The organism is Exilibacterium tricleocarpae, from assembly GCF_007004655.1.
Taxonomy (GTDB): Bacteria; Pseudomonadota; Gammaproteobacteria; order Pseudomonadales; family Cellvibrionaceae; genus Exilibacterium; species Exilibacterium tricleocarpae.
Map to the genome: position 1 here is coordinate 283,714 of NZ_ML660090.1, position 18,113 is coordinate 301,826.

At 55.3% G+C, this 18,113-nt stretch carries 18 protein-coding genes; 7 read left to right on the forward strand and 11 right to left on the reverse strand.

Going from position 1 to position 18,113, the window contains the following annotated elements:
* Positions 1–52: 52 nt before the first annotated feature.
* Positions 53–484 carry a hypothetical protein gene (locus FKG94_RS07610; RefSeq protein ID WP_142903605.1) on the reverse strand — a complete coding sequence of 144 codons (432 nt, stop codon included), beginning with the start codon at positions 482–484 and terminating at the stop codon, positions 53–55.
* A gap of 569 nt (positions 485–1,053) precedes the next feature.
* Between FKG94_RS07610 and FKG94_RS07615 the strand changes: the two genes are divergently transcribed.
* Complete coding sequence (locus FKG94_RS07615) at positions 1,054–1,782, forward strand: LuxR family transcriptional regulator (protein ID WP_179957536.1); 729 nt, start codon at positions 1,054–1,056, stop codon at positions 1,780–1,782.
* A gap of 192 nt (positions 1,783–1,974) precedes the next feature.
* Here the strand turns inward: FKG94_RS07615 and FKG94_RS07620 are convergent, their stop codons facing one another.
* From FKG94_RS07620 to FKG94_RS07630, 3 genes are all read right to left on the reverse strand, one after another.
* Entirely contained in the window at positions 1,975–4,308 is a 2,334-nt protein-coding gene (locus tag FKG94_RS07620; protein WP_142903607.1) for an alpha-N-acetylglucosaminidase, read from the reverse strand.
* Between the two features lie 391 nt (positions 4,309–4,699).
* Positions 4,700–5,302: a hypothetical protein gene (locus FKG94_RS07625; protein ID WP_142903608.1), complete on the reverse strand. Its 603-nt coding sequence runs from the start codon at positions 5,300–5,302 to the stop codon at positions 4,700–4,702.
* Positions 5,303–5,672: 370 nt separating this feature from the next.
* On the reverse strand, positions 5,673–6,089 hold the full coding sequence (locus FKG94_RS07630) for an FHA domain-containing protein (protein ID WP_142903609.1): 417 nt from the start codon (positions 6,087–6,089) through the stop codon (positions 5,673–5,675).
* A 217-nt stretch (positions 6,090–6,306) separates the two neighbouring features.
* Here FKG94_RS07630 and FKG94_RS07635 point away from each other — a divergent pair, with 217 nt between their 5' ends.
* From FKG94_RS07635 to FKG94_RS07655, 5 genes are all read left to right on the forward strand, one after another.
* Positions 6,307–7,503 carry an aminotransferase-like domain-containing protein gene (locus FKG94_RS07635; protein ID WP_142903610.1) on the forward strand — a complete coding sequence of 399 codons (1,197 nt, stop codon included), beginning with the start codon at positions 6,307–6,309 and terminating at the stop codon, positions 7,501–7,503.
* A gap of 21 nt (positions 7,504–7,524) precedes the next feature.
* Positions 7,525–7,890: a cupin domain-containing protein gene (locus tag FKG94_RS07640; RefSeq protein ID WP_142903611.1), complete on the forward strand. Its 366-nt coding sequence runs from the start codon at positions 7,525–7,527 to the stop codon at positions 7,888–7,890.
* A gap of 79 nt (positions 7,891–7,969) precedes the next feature.
* The gene (gene pth2 / locus FKG94_RS07645) at positions 7,970–8,308 is read left to right on the forward strand and encodes an aminoacyl-tRNA hydrolase (RefSeq protein WP_218943469.1); all 339 of its coding nucleotides are present in this window, start codon (positions 7,970–7,972) and stop codon (positions 8,306–8,308) included.
* Positions 8,309–8,772: 464 nt separating this feature from the next.
* Positions 8,773–10,185, forward strand: coding sequence for an amidohydrolase (locus FKG94_RS07650; protein WP_142903612.1), 1,413 nt, complete (start codon positions 8,773–8,775; stop codon positions 10,183–10,185).
* On the forward strand, positions 10,182–11,459 hold the full coding sequence (locus FKG94_RS07655) for an amidohydrolase family protein (protein ID WP_142903613.1): 1,278 nt from the start codon (positions 10,182–10,184) through the stop codon (positions 11,457–11,459). Before FKG94_RS07650 ends, FKG94_RS07655 begins: the two co-directional genes overlap by 4 nt.
* A gap of 37 nt (positions 11,460–11,496) precedes the next feature.
* Here the strand turns inward: FKG94_RS07655 and FKG94_RS07660 are convergent, their stop codons facing one another.
* From FKG94_RS07660 to FKG94_RS07680, 5 genes are all read right to left on the reverse strand, one after another.
* Positions 11,497–12,084 carry a DUF938 domain-containing protein gene (locus tag FKG94_RS07660; protein ID WP_142903614.1) on the reverse strand — a complete coding sequence of 196 codons (588 nt, stop codon included), beginning with the start codon at positions 12,082–12,084 and terminating at the stop codon, positions 11,497–11,499.
* Positions 12,085–12,104: 20 nt separating this feature from the next.
* On the reverse strand, positions 12,105–13,046 hold the full coding sequence (locus FKG94_RS07665) for a response regulator (protein WP_142903615.1): 942 nt from the start codon (positions 13,044–13,046) through the stop codon (positions 12,105–12,107).
* 145 nt (positions 13,047–13,191) lie between these two features.
* Positions 13,192–13,542, reverse strand: coding sequence for a TfoX/Sxy family protein (locus tag FKG94_RS07670; protein WP_142903616.1), 351 nt, complete (start codon positions 13,540–13,542; stop codon positions 13,192–13,194).
* A gap of 343 nt (positions 13,543–13,885) precedes the next feature.
* Positions 13,886–14,662 carry a peroxide stress protein YaaA gene (gene yaaA / locus FKG94_RS07675; protein WP_142903617.1) on the reverse strand — a complete coding sequence of 259 codons (777 nt, stop codon included), beginning with the start codon at positions 14,660–14,662 and terminating at the stop codon, positions 13,886–13,888.
* 103 nt (positions 14,663–14,765) lie between these two features.
* Positions 14,766–15,245 (reverse strand): DUF4265 domain-containing protein, encoded by a 480-nt coding sequence (locus FKG94_RS07680; protein WP_142903618.1) that lies wholly within the window; start codon positions 15,243–15,245, stop codon positions 14,766–14,768.
* Positions 15,246–15,415: 170 nt separating this feature from the next.
* Between FKG94_RS07680 and FKG94_RS07685 the strand changes: the two genes are divergently transcribed.
* Positions 15,416–16,711, forward strand: coding sequence for a M48 family metalloprotease (locus FKG94_RS07685; RefSeq protein WP_246125007.1), 1,296 nt, complete (start codon positions 15,416–15,418; stop codon positions 16,709–16,711).
* A 249-nt stretch (positions 16,712–16,960) separates the two neighbouring features.
* Here FKG94_RS07685 and FKG94_RS07690 read toward each other — a convergent pair whose 3' ends face one another.
* Complete coding sequence (locus tag FKG94_RS07690; protein WP_142903620.1) at positions 16,961–17,179, reverse strand: hypothetical protein; 219 nt, start codon at positions 17,177–17,179, stop codon at positions 16,961–16,963.
* Between the two features lie 206 nt (positions 17,180–17,385).
* The gene (gene phoU / locus FKG94_RS07695; protein WP_142903621.1) at positions 17,386–18,102 is read right to left on the reverse strand and encodes a phosphate signaling complex protein PhoU; all 717 of its coding nucleotides are present in this window, start codon (positions 18,100–18,102) and stop codon (positions 17,386–17,388) included.
* Between the last annotated feature and the right edge of the window lie 11 nt (positions 18,103–18,113).

Below are 18,113 nucleotides of genomic sequence, written 5' to 3' on the forward strand. Positions count from 1 at the left end.
AAACCATCTGATCAACATCAACAGCCAGATCGGAGTGAAAACTATTGCCAACCTATTTGTCGTTCATATGATCTTTAATCGCTTGCAAGCGTGATTGCATTTCTGAGCTTGAATAGCTATCAGACTGGGTATGCCGGGCATCGGGAATCTCAATTCCCTGAGATTTTAGCTGTTCATTTATTTTTGTTATTTCTTTATCGAGTTGGTGAATTTTTTCGTCAAGGCTTTCGTCAATAGTTGGTTTGAAAGCCGGTTCCGTTAGCATTCGATTCAATTTCTTAGCCGGCGCCGGAAGGCTTTCCACTTCAACATCGGCACGAGAGGTCTCCGCTGATAATGGAGTATTTTTGTTAGCATTATCCGAAAACCCAGACATCGGCAACGATGCCGCTTTATCATCACCCAGTGTTACCAATACAAGTGCAGTGACTACAGCAACCAGGCACAGGGCAGAGTAATACCAATATCTTTTAGGTAAGGTCATAGGACAGGAACATCAGTTTTTTGGCAAGCAAATCTTGCTCTGCAGATGGATTCAACAGTCTGCTGCCCAAACCGACACTCCATGGACCCACCAGACCACACCGGATATCACCAACCTCGACATACAGATTCGCGAAGGAAGAAGTCCCTGGGATCAAGGTATTTTGTCAGATTGTTCAACAAATACTGCGATGACTGTAGCTTTACCCATTTTTCATTGCCCCTGATTAAAACAACTCCTGCGACCAGCTTCAACTACGCAAATACGTAGTCTTACAACGGTGGGTCGGGTAAGTTTTGCCCACGCAATCCAAGTAGCACAGCAGCATTGAAAGTGCGACTGTACAGGTGCATCATATTTGCGGAAACCCGATACCTATCGACCGGCAGGCATGTACACAAGTAATACCAAAACTCTATTTTTGTGGCTGTTTAAGTGGTTACAGGTGCCAACCGTGGAATAGCCTGCCACTTCCATGCAGGGAATAGCCACTCACTATTGTTCGTCGTGTATTTGGAACAGGGAACACAATATCAAAAGTGCACAACCCAGATTTGATGGAAGACGCAATGAACTCTACGCTTGAGGAATTTCTTTTTTTTAGCAGAAAAGCTCAAACCGTGAACAAGCTTTTCTCACTCTACGAGGGATTGATGGAAAGCTATGGTTTTGATCGGCTTGCCTATGCTATTACCAGCGATCACGAGGAGCTGAAAAATGGTCACGTGCTGGGCCTGGCCAAAGTAGGTAGCCTAAACAACTGGGAGAACTACTATTTAGAAAATAATTACATAGCGGTCGACCCCCTGGTTGATATCACCCATAGCACTCCGGGTATTTTTCATTGGAATGAAATCGCTAAAAGAAAAGGGTTGTCGGAGATTCAACTCAAGGTATTCAAGGACGCTGAGGAGGAAGCCGGACTCTTTCATGGCGTCAGCTTTTCGGTGCACGGACCCAGTGGAGCCAAAGGCGTGACACTCGCATGCTCCAGCCAGCTTAGCAGAAAAGCCGACCCTCTCGTTTTTGACATGGCGAATCTTGCGACTTATCAATATCATTTATGCTATTTGGCGCTAATGAATTTTGATTTTAAAAGGGCCACACCCTTATCGTGCAAGGAAGAGGAAATACTAAAATGGGCGGCAAAGGGCTTAACCAAGTCAGAAATAGCTCATCACACAAACATTTCGCGTCACACTGTGGACTACCATGTGCGTAACATACTGACAAAACTGGACGCAAAGAACACTACCGCCGCGCTGGTCACCGCAATCAAAGAAGGGCTTGTTATCTAAGCTGTTAATGCCTCGGTCAATCTACGCAAGTTGACGTCAACCCGACCCCGGGAACGGCCGCACTGAGCAGTCGAAGCCGGCGTCGATTGTGGCGGCACACGCCGTGTCTTTGTGCAGATAGTCGATCAACGACTGCCGCCTACAAACACAGAACTAAGTAAGCATGTAAACCTAAGACACGACAAAGCAGTGTTAATAATTTGCAATAAGTTGTTTTATCAAATTAATATTCTGCGTTTTTGTCAACGCTTTGGGGCTTGCGGGTATTTCCAATTGCCGTATCCAGTTCTCTTCCCACTCAATCAAAGCATCCTGTGCCAACCTTGCATTAAACTTCTCATTGGTGCTTTTGTAGTTTTCAAAAAACATTTCCCAACGGGGCAGATAGAAACTTAACAGCAAACCGGACCAGCTCTTACTTGCGTAATCTTTTAGCCTGTCGCCACCCCAGACGGTAACTTGAGCTTTCGCATTCCTTAGATACAACTGCCGCTCTTCCTCTGATGTCGCATGCTTAACAGCCTCTTCGCACCAGTCAGTGAAAGAGCCACCGGTAACGACCTGTAGCTGTTCCAGCTTTTTCATGAGGTCCTTTGTTTTTTCAAACGCTTTGTCACCGCTTTCAAACTCGTTATTCTTATAGTGTTGGCTCGCCTGGACTAAATGAACATCAACCTTATAAGCGGTATAATGTTGAGCGAAATCCACTATATCGTAATAGAATAATTCACTGTCTCTATATTTGGGAAATTCTTTAAGCAACAAACTGAGCACATCGCGAATAGATTCCGGATTTCCGATATAGTGATCGATGTTGATATCGGTAAATGTTGGTCTATTATTATGAATATAGGTTCCATAGCCAAGACCGATAGTGGTGCGTTTTTCGTCGTCTTCTGATGCGGTATATTTTGAGACAAAACCGTGTATCTTTTTCAGCACCTCAGTAACTTTTCCGTATCGATTGAAAACATTGTCATCCAGCCAGTTCATCAAGGGTCCATCGGCGACCCCTTTCCACTCTTTAACCGAATAGGTATTTTCTACGGCAATTTCCCATGCTTCCTTAACGTTATCGGTCACTTTACCATAACGATTCGAGATATAGTCATTGACCCAATCTGTGACTGGGATATCGGTTGCACCCCAAGGGACATCGAAAATATATTCATAGACAATTGAATTATTTTCGATAGCTTCAGGCAAAACACCGTAACCAACCAGGTTGCCTTTGTCGGAGTCGTTGATAAGATCCCGGTATTTATCATAGTAGAAATTTATATCACCGAATAAAGACTGTTGACCACCGTAATTGTGTACGTAGCCGTATGTCCATTTAAAACCATAGAACGCATCGAGCCTCTCCCAGAGGGGGTATCGGTCTTCTCCGTAATTCAACATGAGTAGATTGTCTTTGGGGATTCTGCTGAAGAACGATTGCGTCGCTTTTGAGTTCCAAAAGAAACTCTGGTGGCCAAACGTCCACCCCTGAACGACCCATGTCGCTCTAGGATCGTATTCACGTATGCTTTTGTAAATAGCCTCACCATATTCGGCGAGTTCTTCATTTTTACTGTCTTCTGAGACCGGCGGAACCATTTCGTTAAAGGAATCGGCCAGGAACAGGTCCGCTTTTCCGTACACGGCCTCGTATTTCTCAAGGAATAATCGACCAATCTTTGTAAAGAGCGGATCTTTAGGGTCTAACAGGATAGATGCCTTTTCAGACTCCAGTCCACCCCAGTTTTCCAATCGGTAGGTAGTAGAGTTTGGGTACAACTGTTTAAAGTAGGGTGGAACATGGCCGCTAAAAGCGGGGACTATTGGCCGCATACCGAGCTGTTTCATCCGCGCCAGGATGTTTTTCTGCAGGACCTTTTCTCTCTCCATCCAGCTTTGCGGTAACGGGCCATGATGATTGTATATGTTACCCATTCTAAACCAGGGCAAAAAAGCCGGCCCTGTGTGATAGTCGTGGAGTTGGATCGGGTCGATGCCGATCTCCTGCCACACTTCCCGCCAAATCGCTTCTTGCCCCAAAAGCGCGACCGGCATATTGATGCCGTGCAAAGCCATCCAATCAAGCTCTTTTTCCCACCTTTCCCAAGTCCACCAGGCCATGGTATAGCCATAGGTGACAGGGTTAATGTACATCCGCAACGGCATTGACGACGTAACCCGCGGGTATTCCTTATCCTGTAATTCATCGGGGATATTGACATTCGTACCTTCCCAGGTAACGACTCCATAGTTGTTATTCTTTATGTAGGTATAAGCCCCTTTGCTGAGCGCTATCGGCGAATTACCCGTCACATAGACCCTATTGTTCTTAACGACAACCTCAAACCAGTCAACCTCCCCTAAGGATTCTTTCTGGACAAATTCAAACCTTGATGCATTAATATCGCCGATGGCTCTTTGGAGAACCTGATAAGCGGGGTTTTCTGCCTGGGTATGGAGAGAGAGCAATATCGATGTTAAAAAAGTAGAAAATGTTAAAAGTGATCTTATTTTTCTATTTCTCATAATGGGTTACAACCGTCCATCGGGGGTTAGTAAGTAGCAGAAGTGTCATCCAAGAGTAGTAATTCGAACTTGTTCGGCTTTTGGGTCTGTGAGGTTTTTGGTTGTTGTGACTTTATGTTTGAATATCTTAGCTTTTTTTGCTGCTATTTCTTACGTTTTTTAAAATTTCGTCAGATTTACTGTCAATATCCGGCATTTGTTGCTGAGTTATGGCTTAACGTGGAGGGATTCTCTGTAATCGATAAGAACCCGGCAGGGGTCCGGCACCCGGCAAACCAGTAGTTATTCTGGCAGCGAAGAGATGCGCGTTTTGAACGGACTCATCAGGAATCGCCATCGGCCGGTGTTGTTGTCGAGGTGAGAACTAACGACCGGCACAGCGGGAGCTTCACTACAACGGCCTTTTACCAACAATCACCTCACTATCGGTAACGTCGTAGTAAGGCATATACAAATCCGGTACAAACCGGCTTTGACTGCGGCCCAGCACATCAAACACCAACTTGTCTTCCCACCAGTCATCCAGACTGCCGTTGCACTTAAAACCGCCGGCGAGCTGCCTGCCGCCATAGTTAAACGATTCCGACACATAATTCAGTTTAAAGCAGGGTATCTGGCCGCTGTGCCAACGCTTCAAACCCAACATCAGATAGCCACGATTGCGTTCGAGTAAAAACACTTTATAAGCAAAACGATGGCGATCGGTGCGAACCGGCGGGTCCACCACGTCTTTGTTTTTATTAACACCTACCACCGACGCCTGTTCCAGGCGTGCGGCCGATGGTTTGACAATCAACAGCGTATCGCCGTTCCAGTCCGTGTAAAAGGGCTTGTCTTCGCCGATATCGGCAAAGGAGACAATCTTGTAGTAATCGTCCGGAGAGGGTGGCGACAAGCCGGTGATGACCAGATAGATCGCAACTACTGTAGCCACCAAGCCGATACAGCACAGTTTTATTCCGGACTTCGAGTACAGAAAAGTTAAAGCGGTCATGCCACAGCGGCTCACTATATTTACAAGACTCTATATTTACAACACTATATATTTGCAAGAAATACGAACCAGAACCTATCTTGTTACATTATCCTCGTTGTATCATTTTTGTTACACCGTCCTCGCTATACTGCCGCAGACCGGCTCTACCGGTTAACAACCGGTCGCAAAGACTACGCTGATAACACTGCCAGCAGCACAACGGACCCGTGCCAGGCAGCGGTTACCCGCCCGCGGTAAGCTTGCCTCGAACCGGCCCGGAGATGGTTTGGCGCAGAGGCTCCTGCCCGAAGGCTCTGATGCGCGAAGGCTCTGATAGATGTAACGCAGTGGAACGCAATTACCTCAATTAATTGCTGTCGATGGGTGTTCAGTCGTCGCCGGAACCGACAATCTTGAACAGGATCACATCAGGATCATCGAGCTTGACTTCCGCGCCCAGTTGGATGCTGCCTCTACCGGCCAGCGGGTAAAACTTGTCCTTGACTATCACGCTGCCGGCGCGTCCCGATCTTACTGACGTGCCGTTGGTACTCTGGTCGAGCAAACCGATCTGCCCATCCCGCAGTTCCAGCGCGCAGTGGACCCGCGATACCACACCGCTGTCTATCACCAGTTGACAGCTATGATCGCGCCCGATCGAAAAAGGCAGGGCCTCGGCGGCAATCTGGTACTTGTCTCCACGAAAAAAAAGCTCGATGCCCGCGGGCTCAGCCTGCGCCCCCCGTTTGAACTTGGTATTTATACGGGTGGTCGGGTTCTTATCTGGGGTCAGCTCTGAAGTCATGGAGTCGGTGTCTTCTCGATGCGGGTTGACAACATTATACCCAGGCTCCCGCGGGATTATAAGATGGCGACCGGTGACACTGAAACACCTGCCCGACCCTGTAGGCGAAAACCGGGAAAAGCCGTGACAGCGCCGGCGCTTTCATACTAGTATTTCCGGCTCGACAACTTGATTTCACAGGCGACCGGCCCGCGCCAAGACCGGCGGCGAACACCCCATGGACAGTATATTCTCAGACCGAATCACCGACGTCCCGCGCTCGTTTATCCGGGAGATACTCAAAGACGCGCTCGACCCCGGCGTCATCTCCTTCGCCGGCGGTCTGCCGAACAGGGATTTGTTTCCCGCCGACGCGCTTAAAGCGGCTGCCAACCGCGTATTCGATACCTACGGTCGCGATATCTTCCAGTACAGCAGCTCCGAGGGCTTTCTCGAGCTGCGCGGCCTGATCGCCGAACACTACCGGCGCCGGGGCCTGGCGGTGGCCGTGGAGAATATACTGATCACCAGCGGCTCCCAACAGGGACTGGACCTGCTGGGCAAAACCCTGCTCAACGACGGCGACGGATTGGTGATCGAGGAGCCAGGCTATCTGGGCGCCATTCAGGCGTTCTCCATCTACAAGGCCCGCTTTATACCGGTACCGGTGACGGAGCGGGGCATGGATACCGATCGACTGGGGTCGGTGCTGCGGGCGGACCGGCCCAAGCTGATGTACACCGTGCCCAACTTCCAAAACCCCTCCGGCATCACCTATCCGGACGCCAATCGCCGGGATATAGCCGACATATTGAACGGCACCGCGACACTGTTAATCGAGGACGACCCCTACGGCGACCTGCGGTTTTGCGGGCGGGCCTGCACCTCATTCAAAACACTGGCGCCTGATAACACTGTGCTGCTGGGGTCGTTTTCGAAGGTCGTAGTGCCGGGTTTCCGGCTCGGTTGGATAGTTGCCCCCGACCCGCTGATGCAAAAGCTGATTATCGCCAAGCAGGCATCCGATCTGCACACCAACCACTTCATTCAGTGCGTTATCTATCAGTACCTGCGGGACAACGATATCAACGCGCATATCAGCAGGATCGTGGACGCCTACGGCGGCCAGAAGCAGGCTATGATCACCGCCATCGAGCGGCACTTCCCGGCCGAGGTCACCTGCACCAACCCCGACGGCGGGATGTTTCTGTGGGCCAGCCTGCCGCCATCCGCATCGGCCCTCGATCTGTTTAAGCTGGCACTGGCGGATCAGGTGGTGTTTGTACCCGGCGACCCTTTCTATATCGACCGAACCGGCGTCAACACCCTGCGCCTGAATTACTCCTGTGTCGACCGGGACACAATCGCCGAAGGCATCAACCGCCTCGGCAGCGCCATCGGACGGCTGCTGCAAAACCATCCGGACTCGACCTAGCCCCTGCAGGCGGAGAAACCCATGCAGCATAAAGCGATCAACCTGAACGAAAAGTTTGCCCGTATCTCCGACCTCTGGTCCCCGCGGGTGGTGGCGGAGTTAAATGATTACCAGTTCAAGCTGGTGAAACTGCAGGGCGAATTTGTCTGGCACGAACACCCCGACACCGACGAAGTCTTTCTCGTGATCGAGGGCAGCATGGCTATCCGGTTGCCGGACGGCGAAGTGAGTCTGGCAGCGGGAGAAATGTTTGTGGTACCGAGGGGCGTGCGCCACCAGCCCTATGCGCAACAGGTTTGCCAGGTCATGCTGGTGGAGCCCCGCGGTGTGGTCAATACCGGTGACAGCGGCGGCGAGATGACAGCGCCGAACGATATCTGGATTTAACCGTGGCGCTGGTTTTAACCGCTATGCCGGATTGCACCGCAACTCGGGATTTAACCCCGACCAGGACAACGACGCTATCGTGAAGCAGGTCATTGTGGTAAACAACAGCCTAAAACTGCCTAAGGGCAAGCTGGCCGCACAGGTGGCACACGCTGCGGTAGCGAGCCTGCTGCGCACCGAGTCAGACCTGAGTAACCAGTGGCTGCGTGAGGGCATGCCGAAAGTGGTGCTCAAAGTCGACGACGAACAAGCACTGCTGGCCCTGCGGGAACGGGCCGCGGCCGCCGGCGTTAGCGCCGAGCTGATCAGGGACGCAGGCAGGACCGTGGTGGCAGCGGGCACCATTACCTGCCTCGGGCTCGGCCCGGCGGCAACCGAAACACTGACTGCACTGACGGCGGAGTACAAACTTCTCTAGCGTGAACAGCGCGCCGGCACGTTCCAACCTGACAAGTCGCGCCTGTAAATCCGCCTGTTTTCAATACCGGCGACAGGTAAAGATTGTGGCGCTGACCGCCTGCCTGATTGTCGCCGGGCCTCGACAGTGTCAGTCGGATTGGCGCGCAAAGGCCTTGCAGGTAACCGTTGGCCGCTGAGATTTTAAAGGATGTTGCCCGCTTAAACGTCTTAACATTAGACCTGAAACCGGGTCCTGACCTGCGGTCTCTAACCAGCGAGCTTTTAGCGGAGACCTTTGAGCAGAGACCTTTGAGCAGAGACCTTTGAGCAGAGACCTTTGAGCGGAGACCTTCGATTCAGCGCGGGTATCCATATGCTTGCGAAATCGGCTACAGCGACACAGAACCTGTAAACCGGCGGATTTCGGTTAACTGCTTTTCTAAGTACGTTTTTAATCTTCATTCACATGGCGGGATATAAAATATGCATAGACTCCTGAAACTGGGGTTGCTGTCGGCGCTGGCGGCACTGGCCGGCTGCGACAGCCCGGAGACCAAAAACGCCGGGATCGAGGCGCAGTTGCCCGACCTCGATCCCTTCCCCTCCACCTACCAGGCACCACCCAGCGAGCCCTTGCTGATCCGCAACGCCACGGTGCTGACCGGTGCCGGCGAGCAGCTCGATGGCACCGACGTGCTGACGGTCGACGGCAAGATTCAGCAGGTCGGCCAGAATCTGGCAGCGCCGGCAAACGGCCGCACCATCGATGCCAGCGGTAAATGGCTGACACCGGGACTGATCGACGTCCACTCCCATATGGGTGTCTACCCGGCCCCGGCCACTTCCAACCACGCCGACGGCAACGAGATGACCTCGCCGGTAACTGCCGATGTCTGGGCCGAGCACTCCATCTGGCCGCAGGACCCGCAGTTCGAAAAAGCGCTGGCCGGGGGTGTCACCACCGCACATATCCTGCCCGGCTCCGCCAACCTGATCGGCGGCCGCGGCGTGACCGTGAAGACGGTGCCTTCGGTAACGGTACAGGGCCTGAAATTCCCCGGCGCGCCCTACAGCCTGAAAATGGCCTGCGGTGAAAACCCGAAACGGGTTTACGGCGGCAAGGGCTCAGCGCCGTCCACCCGTATGGGCAATATGGCGGGTTACCGGTCCAGTTGGATTGACGCCGCCGCCTACAAGCGCGACTGGCAGGAGTACCTGGATAAAGTCGAGCAAAACGACCCGGAAGCCAAGGCCCCCAAACGCGACCTGAAACTGGAAACCCTGATGGGCGTGCTGGACGGGCAAATCCGCATCCACAACCACTGCTACCGCGCCGATGAGATGGCGCAGATGATCGATATGTCAAAGGAGTTCGGTTATACCATCGCCGCTTTCCATCACGCCGTCGAGGCTTACAAGGTGGCGCCGCTGCTGGCGCAACACGATATCTGCGCGGTGATGTGGGCGGACTGGTGGGGCTTTAAACAGGAGGCGTTCGATATGGTGCGGGAAAATATCGCGCTGGTGGATTTCGCCAACGCCTGCGCCATTCTCCATTCCGACGACGAAACCCAGATTCAACGGCTCAATCAGGAACTCGCCAAGGCGATGGCCGCCGGCAATGAAATGGGCCTGGCGATCAGTCGCGCCGAAGCCTTGCGCTGGATTACCCTCAACCCGGCTCGATCACTGGGCATCGACGCAGTTACCGGCTCCATTGCGGCGGGCAAAAACGCCGACTTGGTGCTGTGGAGCACCGACCCTTTCAGCGTCTATGCGAAAGCGGAAAAAGTCTGGATCGACGGCGCCCTGCGCTTCGACCGTTCGCAACCGCAACTGAACCCCACCAGCGACTTCAATTTAGGCATCTTAACACCGGCGGAGGACCGTCCATGAAATATGCGTTGCAGTTTTTATTGGCCCTGGTGTGCCTGGGTGTCAACGACAGCCTGGCCGAGAGCCTGCTGCTCAAGGGCGCCAAGGTTGTCACCGCCTCCGAGGCGGGCATTTACGAACAGGCGGACATACTGATAGAGGCAGGCCGGATCAGCGGTGTGGGACAGGCACTGACGCCGCCGACCGGCGCCCGGGTGATCGATGTCTCCGGCAAGGTAATAGCGCCGGGCTTTTTCAATGCCGACACGCAACTGGGGATCGCAGAGATAGGCGCGATTGAATCGACAGTCGACAGCACCACCGAAAACCCGCGTATTACCGCATCACTGCGGGTTGCCGATGCGATCAATACCAGCAGCACACTGATTCCCTACAACCGCATCCTGGGCCTGACCCACACACTGGTGCAGCCGGTCAGCGGCAAAGGCCTGTTCGCCGGCACCGCCGCGGTGATAAATCTCGGCCGCCAGGGGCAGATCATCGAAACGCAGGACGCCGCCATGGTGGCCTACCTTGGCGAAACGGGCCAGGCGCTGGCCGGCGGCTCCCGCGCCGCAGCAATGGCGCTGCTGCGCGAAGCCATCGAGGACACCCGGGATTACGCCAGCAATCGCGAGCAGTTCACCCGCGGCGAGCGGCGCCCCTACACGCTGTCACGCCACGACCTTGAAGCACTGGTGCCGGTGGTGGCGGGTGAGTTGCCACTGATCGTCCATGTGCACCGCGCCGCCGATATCACCCGCGTCTTACAGCTCGGCCGCGACTACCAGTTGCAGCTGATTCTGGCAGGCGTTGAGGAGGGCTGGCGAGTGGCCGACCAGATCGCTGCGCAACAGGTGCCGGTCATTATCGATCCGATCGTCAACCTGCCGCTGGCTTATGAAACCCTGGGCGCCCGTCTCGACAATGCCAAACTGCTGCACGCCGCCGGGGTGACCCTGTTGTTTACCGGCATGAGCTGGCAAAACACCCACAACGCATTCCTGGTGCGCCAGTCCGCCGGCAATGCGGTGGCCAACGGCCTGCCCTACGAGGCGGCCATTGCCGCCCTGTCCGCCAATCCCGCCAGGGTGTTCGGCATCGATGGCTACGGCGAGCTGAAAGCCGGGGCCAGGGCCACGCTGGTGGTCTGGTCGAGCGATCCGCTGGAGGTCACCAGTGTGGTGGAAAAGGTGTTGATCGACGGCGACGATATACCGCTGGTCAGTCGGGCCACCCGCCTGAGAGACCGCTACTACCGGCGCCTGCAGGCAATCCAGTCGAGCGGCAGCTAACCGGTCGGTTTAACCTCCCGGTTCTAACCCCTCGGTTTTAGCCCCTGCGCCAGACCAGCAGGCGGTTGTTGGCCGGCATGGGGTTATCCTCCACCAAAGTGAAGTCGACGCTGCGGGCCAGGGCGTCGACTTTTTCAAAGTCGCGAATAGCCTGGTGCTGGGCCTGGGCTTTGAGCCAGGTGTCAAAACGCGCATTGCTCTCGCTGGTGTAGTCACCCTCGTAGTTGAACGGCCCGTAGACAGCGAGCAAACCCGTCTCCAACACCCCGACCACACCGGTAAAAAAGGCGGTCACCGCCTCCCAGGGCATGATGTGAAAGGTGTTGGCGGTAAATACGGCATCCATACCGGACAGCGGCCAGTGCGGATCGAAGACATCCAGCAGCCGCGGGCGATGCAGATTCTCGCGGGGGTGTTCATCGATCCAGAGGTTGATGCCCGGGTGATTTGCGGGCAGGTCACTGGTATACCACTGCAGGTGCGGCAGATTATGGGCAAAGTACACCGCGTGCTGGCCGGTGCCGCTGCCCACCTCCAGCACGTTGCGGCGATCGGCAAAGACCCGCTGCAATACCTGCAGTATCGGGTCCTGGTTGTTGGCACAGGCCTGTGAGAAAGGTTTCATGGTGCGGCACCCCGGTAGTCTCAGGTGCGGGCAATAAACTGCGACAGCACCTCGAATTTGGCCGGGTCATTATCCACAAATCGGATCACAATTTTAACCACATTGCAGTCGACTCTGTTTTCACCCGCTTGCAGGCTGTGCACATAGCCGTTAACCCGGGCCACCTCGCCGGTATCCATTTGAATGTCGACGACCGCCTGATCGAACACGGTGGGTATCTCGTCGCTGCGCTGGATCAGGCCGCTCATGGCCTGCAGGGACAGATCCTTTACCACACAGGGCCTGGTGCCCTGGGGGAAACGCAGCTCGGCCTGGGTTTTGGCGCCGCCTTTGGCAGCCGGCGACGCCGCTTTGGCACCGGGCTTATTGCCGGTCAACAGGCCCGCCGAAGACCCGCCTGACGCTGCTGCAGCGGGCGCCGGCCGCCCGGCCGGCTTGCCGCCGGTCAAAAGATCTGCGGACGATACCGCTGCTGCCGCACCCCCCGATGCTTTGCGGGCGGCAGGCTTGGCACCGGTCAGGGCCTCTAACGAGCCGGGGGCAGAGCCCCCGCCAGCCGCGCCGGCCTTGCCGCCGGGCAGCTTGCCGATTTTTTTTAATTGTTTAAAAACTTTCTTGAGCAGTTCCTCGGGGGTGAACGGCTTGGATATAAAATCGGAAACACCGGCCTCGACCGCTTTCACCACATGATCGCGATCGCCACGGCTAGTGACCATCACAAACGGGGTTGTACTGTGTTTGTCACTGTCTCTGACCCAGCGCAGCAGTTCCTCACCACTCATGCCGGGCATCTCCCAATCCGATAAAATCAAGTCCACCGCCTGGGCCTTCAACAGGGCGACCGCGCGGTTGCCATCGATGGCATCGGCAACCTGCACGCCCGGTATGCGCGAACGCAGGTGCTTTTTGACCATATCGCGAATAAAGGTGGCATCATCTACAACTAAAATTTTCAAGGACATGTTACTTCCCGGCCTGTCTATATCGGCAGCACTCTACCTATAAGTATCCATGTAGGTGTCTCACCAAGTATAGGAAGGATATGTCCGCCCCTCCACGAAACCCGGGTGGCAGTTAGTGAACGAATCGTTATATGTGGAGAGAGGATTAGCCCGCCAAGCTGACCTTGACGTCGTCTTTGGGCAGGCCCGCAGCACAGGCGCGATCAATCCAGGCGGCCAGCAGCGGGCGGTCGCCGAGCACGGTATCCGGCAACCGGTAGTAGGCATAGGCGCGGGGATCGTCGCTGACGGGTTGGAAAGCCTCCATACCGAATGCCTTAAAATCTGCGCAGCTTTCGGTATCGGTTTTAAAGTACAGTGTATCGTTGGCGATGAGCGCGAATATGCGCGCGTCTCGATAGATACCCACACCGCTGAACATGCGGCGGGTTTTGATCGGGCTCACCGCTGTCAGCTTTTCCACTACATAGGCCATGTAGTTATGGGTAACGGCCATATTATTGTCCTTGGCTATAGTTATGATTTGTTATGGTTGCGACTATAGATATCTGTCTATAGCTATATAGCAATCTATATCTGTGTGTTGGTTTATATCTGATACCGGCTAACAACGGTGTAGTGGTCTACAGCCGCTATATACCTACGGCTGTCTATATGCAGATACAAGCTTCAGGTTGCAGATACAAGCTTCAGGCCGCTTGCTCATGACAGACGATTTACCGTCACAGCGTTCTGAGTAGGAGCCCCCAATGCCGATAAAATCTACGCTTCTCACCCAATATAGGCAAGTGCTTTCTAAAGAATTTGTGAATAGATAGGGACCCGCGGGTCATGTGCGTCTAATCACTGCTGTCGCGGGTAAACACCCACTGCGTTTTCGAGGACAGACCGGCATTGTAACGATAGCCACCTTGTTTGAATTTTTTTAGTTGCTTGGGGTCCGTAATTCGATTCTTGACGATGTAGGCGCTCATCATGCCGCGGGCTTTTTTTGCGAAAAAGCTGATCACTTTGTAAGTATCGCCTTTTTTGTCTTTGAAGACCGGCGCCACCACCTCGGCGTCGAGGTGTTGCGTGTTTACGGCTTTGAAATATTCGTTGGAAGCGAGATTGATCAGGGTGTTCCCCTTGACACTTTTCAATTGCCGGTTTAACGCGTCTGCAATGATGTCGCCCCAAAACGCGTACAAATTCCCGCCGCGGCTGTTGGCCAGTTGCGTGCCCATCTCCAGGCGGTAGGGCTGCATTAAATCCAGGGGGCGCAGCAGGCCGTAAAGGCCGGACAGAATGCGCAGGTGTTTTTGTGCAAACTTGAAGTCGTTGACCTTGAAGGTCTCAGCTTCCAGGCCGGCATACACATCGCCTTTAAACGCCAGCGCTGCCGGTTTGGCATTGGCCGGCGTGAAACGGGGTCGCCACGCCTGGTAGCGATCGTAATTCAACGCTCCCAGCTTATCGCTGATACCCATAAGCTCAGACAGGTCCTGGGGCGCCAGTTGCCTGAGCTCCTCGATCAGCAGGCCGGATTGATCGAGAAAATCGGGGATGGTGTGCAAATCGATTTTTGTAGGCGTTTCATAGTCCAGTGTCTTCGCCGGTGAAATCACAGTCAGCATAATGTCTCTCTCTGGTCATGTTAAATAAATCCGATCCCGGGCACCCGGCTTGGCACTGTTAATCGAGTAAAAGTCGGGCGCAGGTACAAAACCTGACCCAGGGCTACTGCGGCTTCAATATCTCCACCCACCAGTTCAAGGGGGTCTGTCCATCCGCCGGATCGTAGACATTGCCGTACAGCCAGACGCTATCGCTCGCCTTGCCGGTATATTGGTTGAGTACGGCCTCAATAGCGCTGAAGCCGCAACTCACATGAATGGAGTACACCAGCATGCGGTCGGTCTCTGTGTCCAACTCCGCGCCGAGCTTTTCCAGCGCCGGCGTCAGGTTGTCGGACAAGGCGCCGATATCGCCGCGGCAGTAAACGCGAATACAGAGATTACCGCTGTGTTTGACAATGTTAAACTGGTTGCCCGAAACAAGCTTGATGGTATCGCCACTGGCCAACCCTTTGACGAAGGCGGGCGATTTTACCAGCTGACAACTGTCGTCATCGTTGACTTTTACCTGCAGGCGCTCGACGACAGGCCGGCCGTCGGCGCCGGTGCCGGCGAATAGTTCGATAACCTGCAACGCTTGCATAAGCTGGGCCTTGAATACTTGACAGCCCGGTATTATACGCAAGTGCGGGGCAAGATAAGAAGTGCAGAGCAACAGCAAAAGTTCAGAGCAACAGCAAACATGCAGAGCAATAGCAAAAGAGCAAAGCAATGAGAATGCCAGATACAAAATGCAAAATCAGGAGCCGACTCGTGCGACTTACATTCTTAGCCAAAACCGCAGCCCTGGTCATATCCGCCCTGGCGGCCCTCAGCGGCTGTACTGTGAATCCGGTGACCGGGGAATCTCAATTCACGATTATGACGCCCGCCCAGGAAGTGGCGCTGGGGGAGAAGAACTACCAACCCTACCTGCAGTCCCAGGGGGGCGCCTATGTGGTCGATCCGGATTTGAGTGTCTATGTTAACCGCATCGGCCAAAAGCTGGTCAAAGTGAGCGACCGGCCGGGGCTGCCCTACGAATTTGTGGTACTCAACAACGATGTGCCCAACGCCTGGGCACTGCCAGGGGGCAAGATAGCGATCAACCGCGGCCTGTTGCTGCACCTGCAGGACGAATCGCAACTGGCGGCAGTACTGGGCCATGAAATCGTCCACGCCGCCGCCCGCCACGGCGCCAGCCAGGCGACCCGCAATGTGCTGCTGCAGGCCGGGGCGCAGGTTGTCGGCCTGGCCACCCGGGATACCGCCTACGGCGAGTACGCCGCCACCGGCGCCAGCCTGGGAGCCGCTGCCTGGCAGGCCCGCTACGGGCGCGACCAGGAATTGGAGGCCGATCGCTTCGGCATGGAATATATGGCGCGCGCCGGTTACGATCCCGCCGGCGCCACAGAGTTGCAGGAGACTTTCGTCAAGCTGGCCGAGGGCCGCCAGTCGGGCTGGCTGGAAGGCCTGTTCGCCAGTCACCCGCCGTCCCAGGCCCGGGTCGATGCCAACCGCGTACGGGCGGCAACACTGCCCGGGGACAAACGCAACCGCGCCGAGTTTCAGCGCGCCATCGCCCAGATCAAAAAAGATCAGCCCGCCTACGAGAAACATCAGGCGGCCTTTAAAGCGGCCAAAAACAAGGATTATCCGCAGGCCCTGACACTGACCGAACAGGCCATCAAGCTGCAACCCCGGGAAGCCCATTTTTGGGAGACCAAGGGTCACCTGCTGCGACTGCAGGGAAAAAAATCGGCCGCCGCCACCGCCTACGGCCGCGCCATCAGCCACAACCCCGAGTACTTCAGCCCCTATCTGGCACGGGGGCTGGTACAGAAATCACTGGGCAAATATGAAACCGCCGAACAGGACCTGGTGCGCAGCCAACAGTACCTCGGCACCCAGACCGCCAGTTACCACCTGGGCGAGCTGGCGCTGCGCAACAACCAGCGGGAGCGGGCAATCGAGTACTTCAGCGCCGCCGCCCAGGGCGGCGGCGAACTCGGGCAGGCGGCCCGCCAGCAGCTAAATACGCTGGGTATATCCCCGAGCAGTCCCGAGTAAACAGCGATGCCCTGCGCGGCGTCTGAGCGGCCGCCATCGCGGGCGCCGGGACAACCGGTCCGACAGCGACCACTACAGCCTCGGCAAGGCCAGTAGGCTTAGGCTTGGTAAGTCGGTCTGGAGCGCTAAATCCCGCGCAGTCACCGGGTTCGGCCGACTCATTGGGCCCGACAGGGCCAGTAGTTCGACCGAGTCACTGGGTTCGGCCGATTCATTAAATCCGATAGCACCGGTGGTGCGGCCGGGTCATCAGTAGGTCCGGCAGAGAAAGGAGCCCAGTTCCTCGCGGCGGCGCTCGCATTCGCGGCGCATATTCTCACAAGCAGTCGCCTTACCCGGCGCCGTGGGTCGATTGTCGAGGCAATCGGCATATTTGCCCGCCAGTTCATTGTCGGACATCTGGCGGAGTTCACTGTCGCTGCAACCGGTGACAGCCAGAGCAGCCAGCAAGGTTATCAGTGCACGCATCAGGCAAGTCGTCTCAGGTTCATCCGTTTAGCTACCGGAACCGCATCTGCGCAGCTCCCACTCCCAAACAGTATAGGCCAGCAGACTTACCTGCCAAATCGGATTTTAGTGTCTCGCCCCGTAGAGACCGGTTCACCGGCGAGCGGCGCCTTGCCGAAAACGAACTGGGGGGCTCCAATAAGGCGTTGTTTGCGGGACGGGACGCGCTAAGCGTCCTGGATCTGCCGTTCGATCTCCTTGACGGGGGTATGGCGCACGTCCAGCCCCTTCACCAGGTAGATGATATGTTCGGCGATATTGCGGGCGTGGTCCCCGATCCGCTCCAGTGAGCGCAGTGCCCACATAATATTCATCACTCGCGAGATCGAACGGGGGTCTTCCATCATATAGGTCACCAGTTCTCGCATGGCGGTCTTATATTCGCGGTCGACGTTGCGATCGTCGTGGGCCACCTGCACGGCGGTGTTGACATCGAAGCGGGCGAAGGCGTCGAGGGTCGCATTGACCATTTTCTGCACGCTGGTACCCAGGTGGCGCAGCTCCACATAACCGCGCGGCGCCTCGCCGTCCTCGTTGAGCGCGATGGCCATCTTGGCGATTTTTTGCGCCTCGTCGCCCATGCGCTCCAGGTCGCGGGTGACCTTGATCACCGCCATCACCATGCGCAGGTCGGAGGCCGCCGGCTGGCGCCGGGCGAGCACCATGGTGGCCTGTTCGTCGAGCTGCACCTCGCGTTTGTCGATTTCGTCTTCGGTGATCAGCACCTTTTCTGCCAGGGACCCGTCGGCGTTCTCGATCGCTTTGACGGCGTCGATAATCTGCTGCTCGACGACGCCGCCCATCTCCAGCAACTGGGTTTTAAGCTCTTCGAGATCGGTATTGAATTGCTGTGAGATATGTTGATCTAGATGCAGATTGTCCATGGTACTGTCTC

Coding starts and splice junctions, on each gene's coding strand:
- FKG94_RS07610 (WP_142903605.1), bottom strand. CDS start 484: ATGACCTTACCTAAAAGATATTGGTATTACTCTGCCCTGTGCCTGGTT.
- FKG94_RS07615 (WP_179957536.1), top strand. CDS start 1,054: ATGAACTCTACGCTTGAGGAATTTCTTTTTTTTAGCAGAAAAGCTCAA.
- FKG94_RS07620 (WP_142903607.1), bottom strand. CDS start 4,308: ATGAGAAATAGAAAAATAAGATCACTTTTAACATTTTCTACTTTTTTA.
- FKG94_RS07625 (WP_142903608.1), bottom strand. CDS start 5,302: ATGACCGCTTTAACTTTTCTGTACTCGAAGTCCGGAATAAAACTGTGC.
- FKG94_RS07630 (WP_142903609.1), bottom strand. CDS start 6,089: ATGACTTCAGAGCTGACCCCAGATAAGAACCCGACCACCCGTATAAAT.
- FKG94_RS07635 (WP_142903610.1), top strand. CDS start 6,307: ATGGACAGTATATTCTCAGACCGAATCACCGACGTCCCGCGCTCGTTT.
- FKG94_RS07640 (WP_142903611.1), top strand. CDS start 7,525: ATGCAGCATAAAGCGATCAACCTGAACGAAAAGTTTGCCCGTATCTCC.
- FKG94_RS07650 (WP_142903612.1), top strand. CDS start 8,773: ATGCATAGACTCCTGAAACTGGGGTTGCTGTCGGCGCTGGCGGCACTG.
- FKG94_RS07655 (WP_142903613.1), top strand. CDS start 10,182: ATGAAATATGCGTTGCAGTTTTTATTGGCCCTGGTGTGCCTGGGTGTC.
- FKG94_RS07660 (WP_142903614.1), bottom strand. CDS start 12,084: ATGAAACCTTTCTCACAGGCCTGTGCCAACAACCAGGACCCGATACTG.
- FKG94_RS07665 (WP_142903615.1), bottom strand. CDS start 13,046: ATGTCCTTGAAAATTTTAGTTGTAGATGATGCCACCTTTATTCGCGAT.
- FKG94_RS07670 (WP_142903616.1), bottom strand. CDS start 13,542: ATGGCCGTTACCCATAACTACATGGCCTATGTAGTGGAAAAGCTGACA.
- yaaA (WP_142903617.1), bottom strand. CDS start 14,662: ATGCTGACTGTGATTTCACCGGCGAAGACACTGGACTATGAAACGCCT.
- FKG94_RS07680 (WP_142903618.1), bottom strand. CDS start 15,245: ATGCAAGCGTTGCAGGTTATCGAACTATTCGCCGGCACCGGCGCCGAC.
- FKG94_RS07690 (WP_142903620.1), bottom strand. CDS start 17,179: ATGCGTGCACTGATAACCTTGCTGGCTGCTCTGGCTGTCACCGGTTGC.
- phoU (WP_142903621.1), bottom strand. CDS start 18,102: ATGGACAATCTGCATCTAGATCAACATATCTCACAGCAATTCAATACC.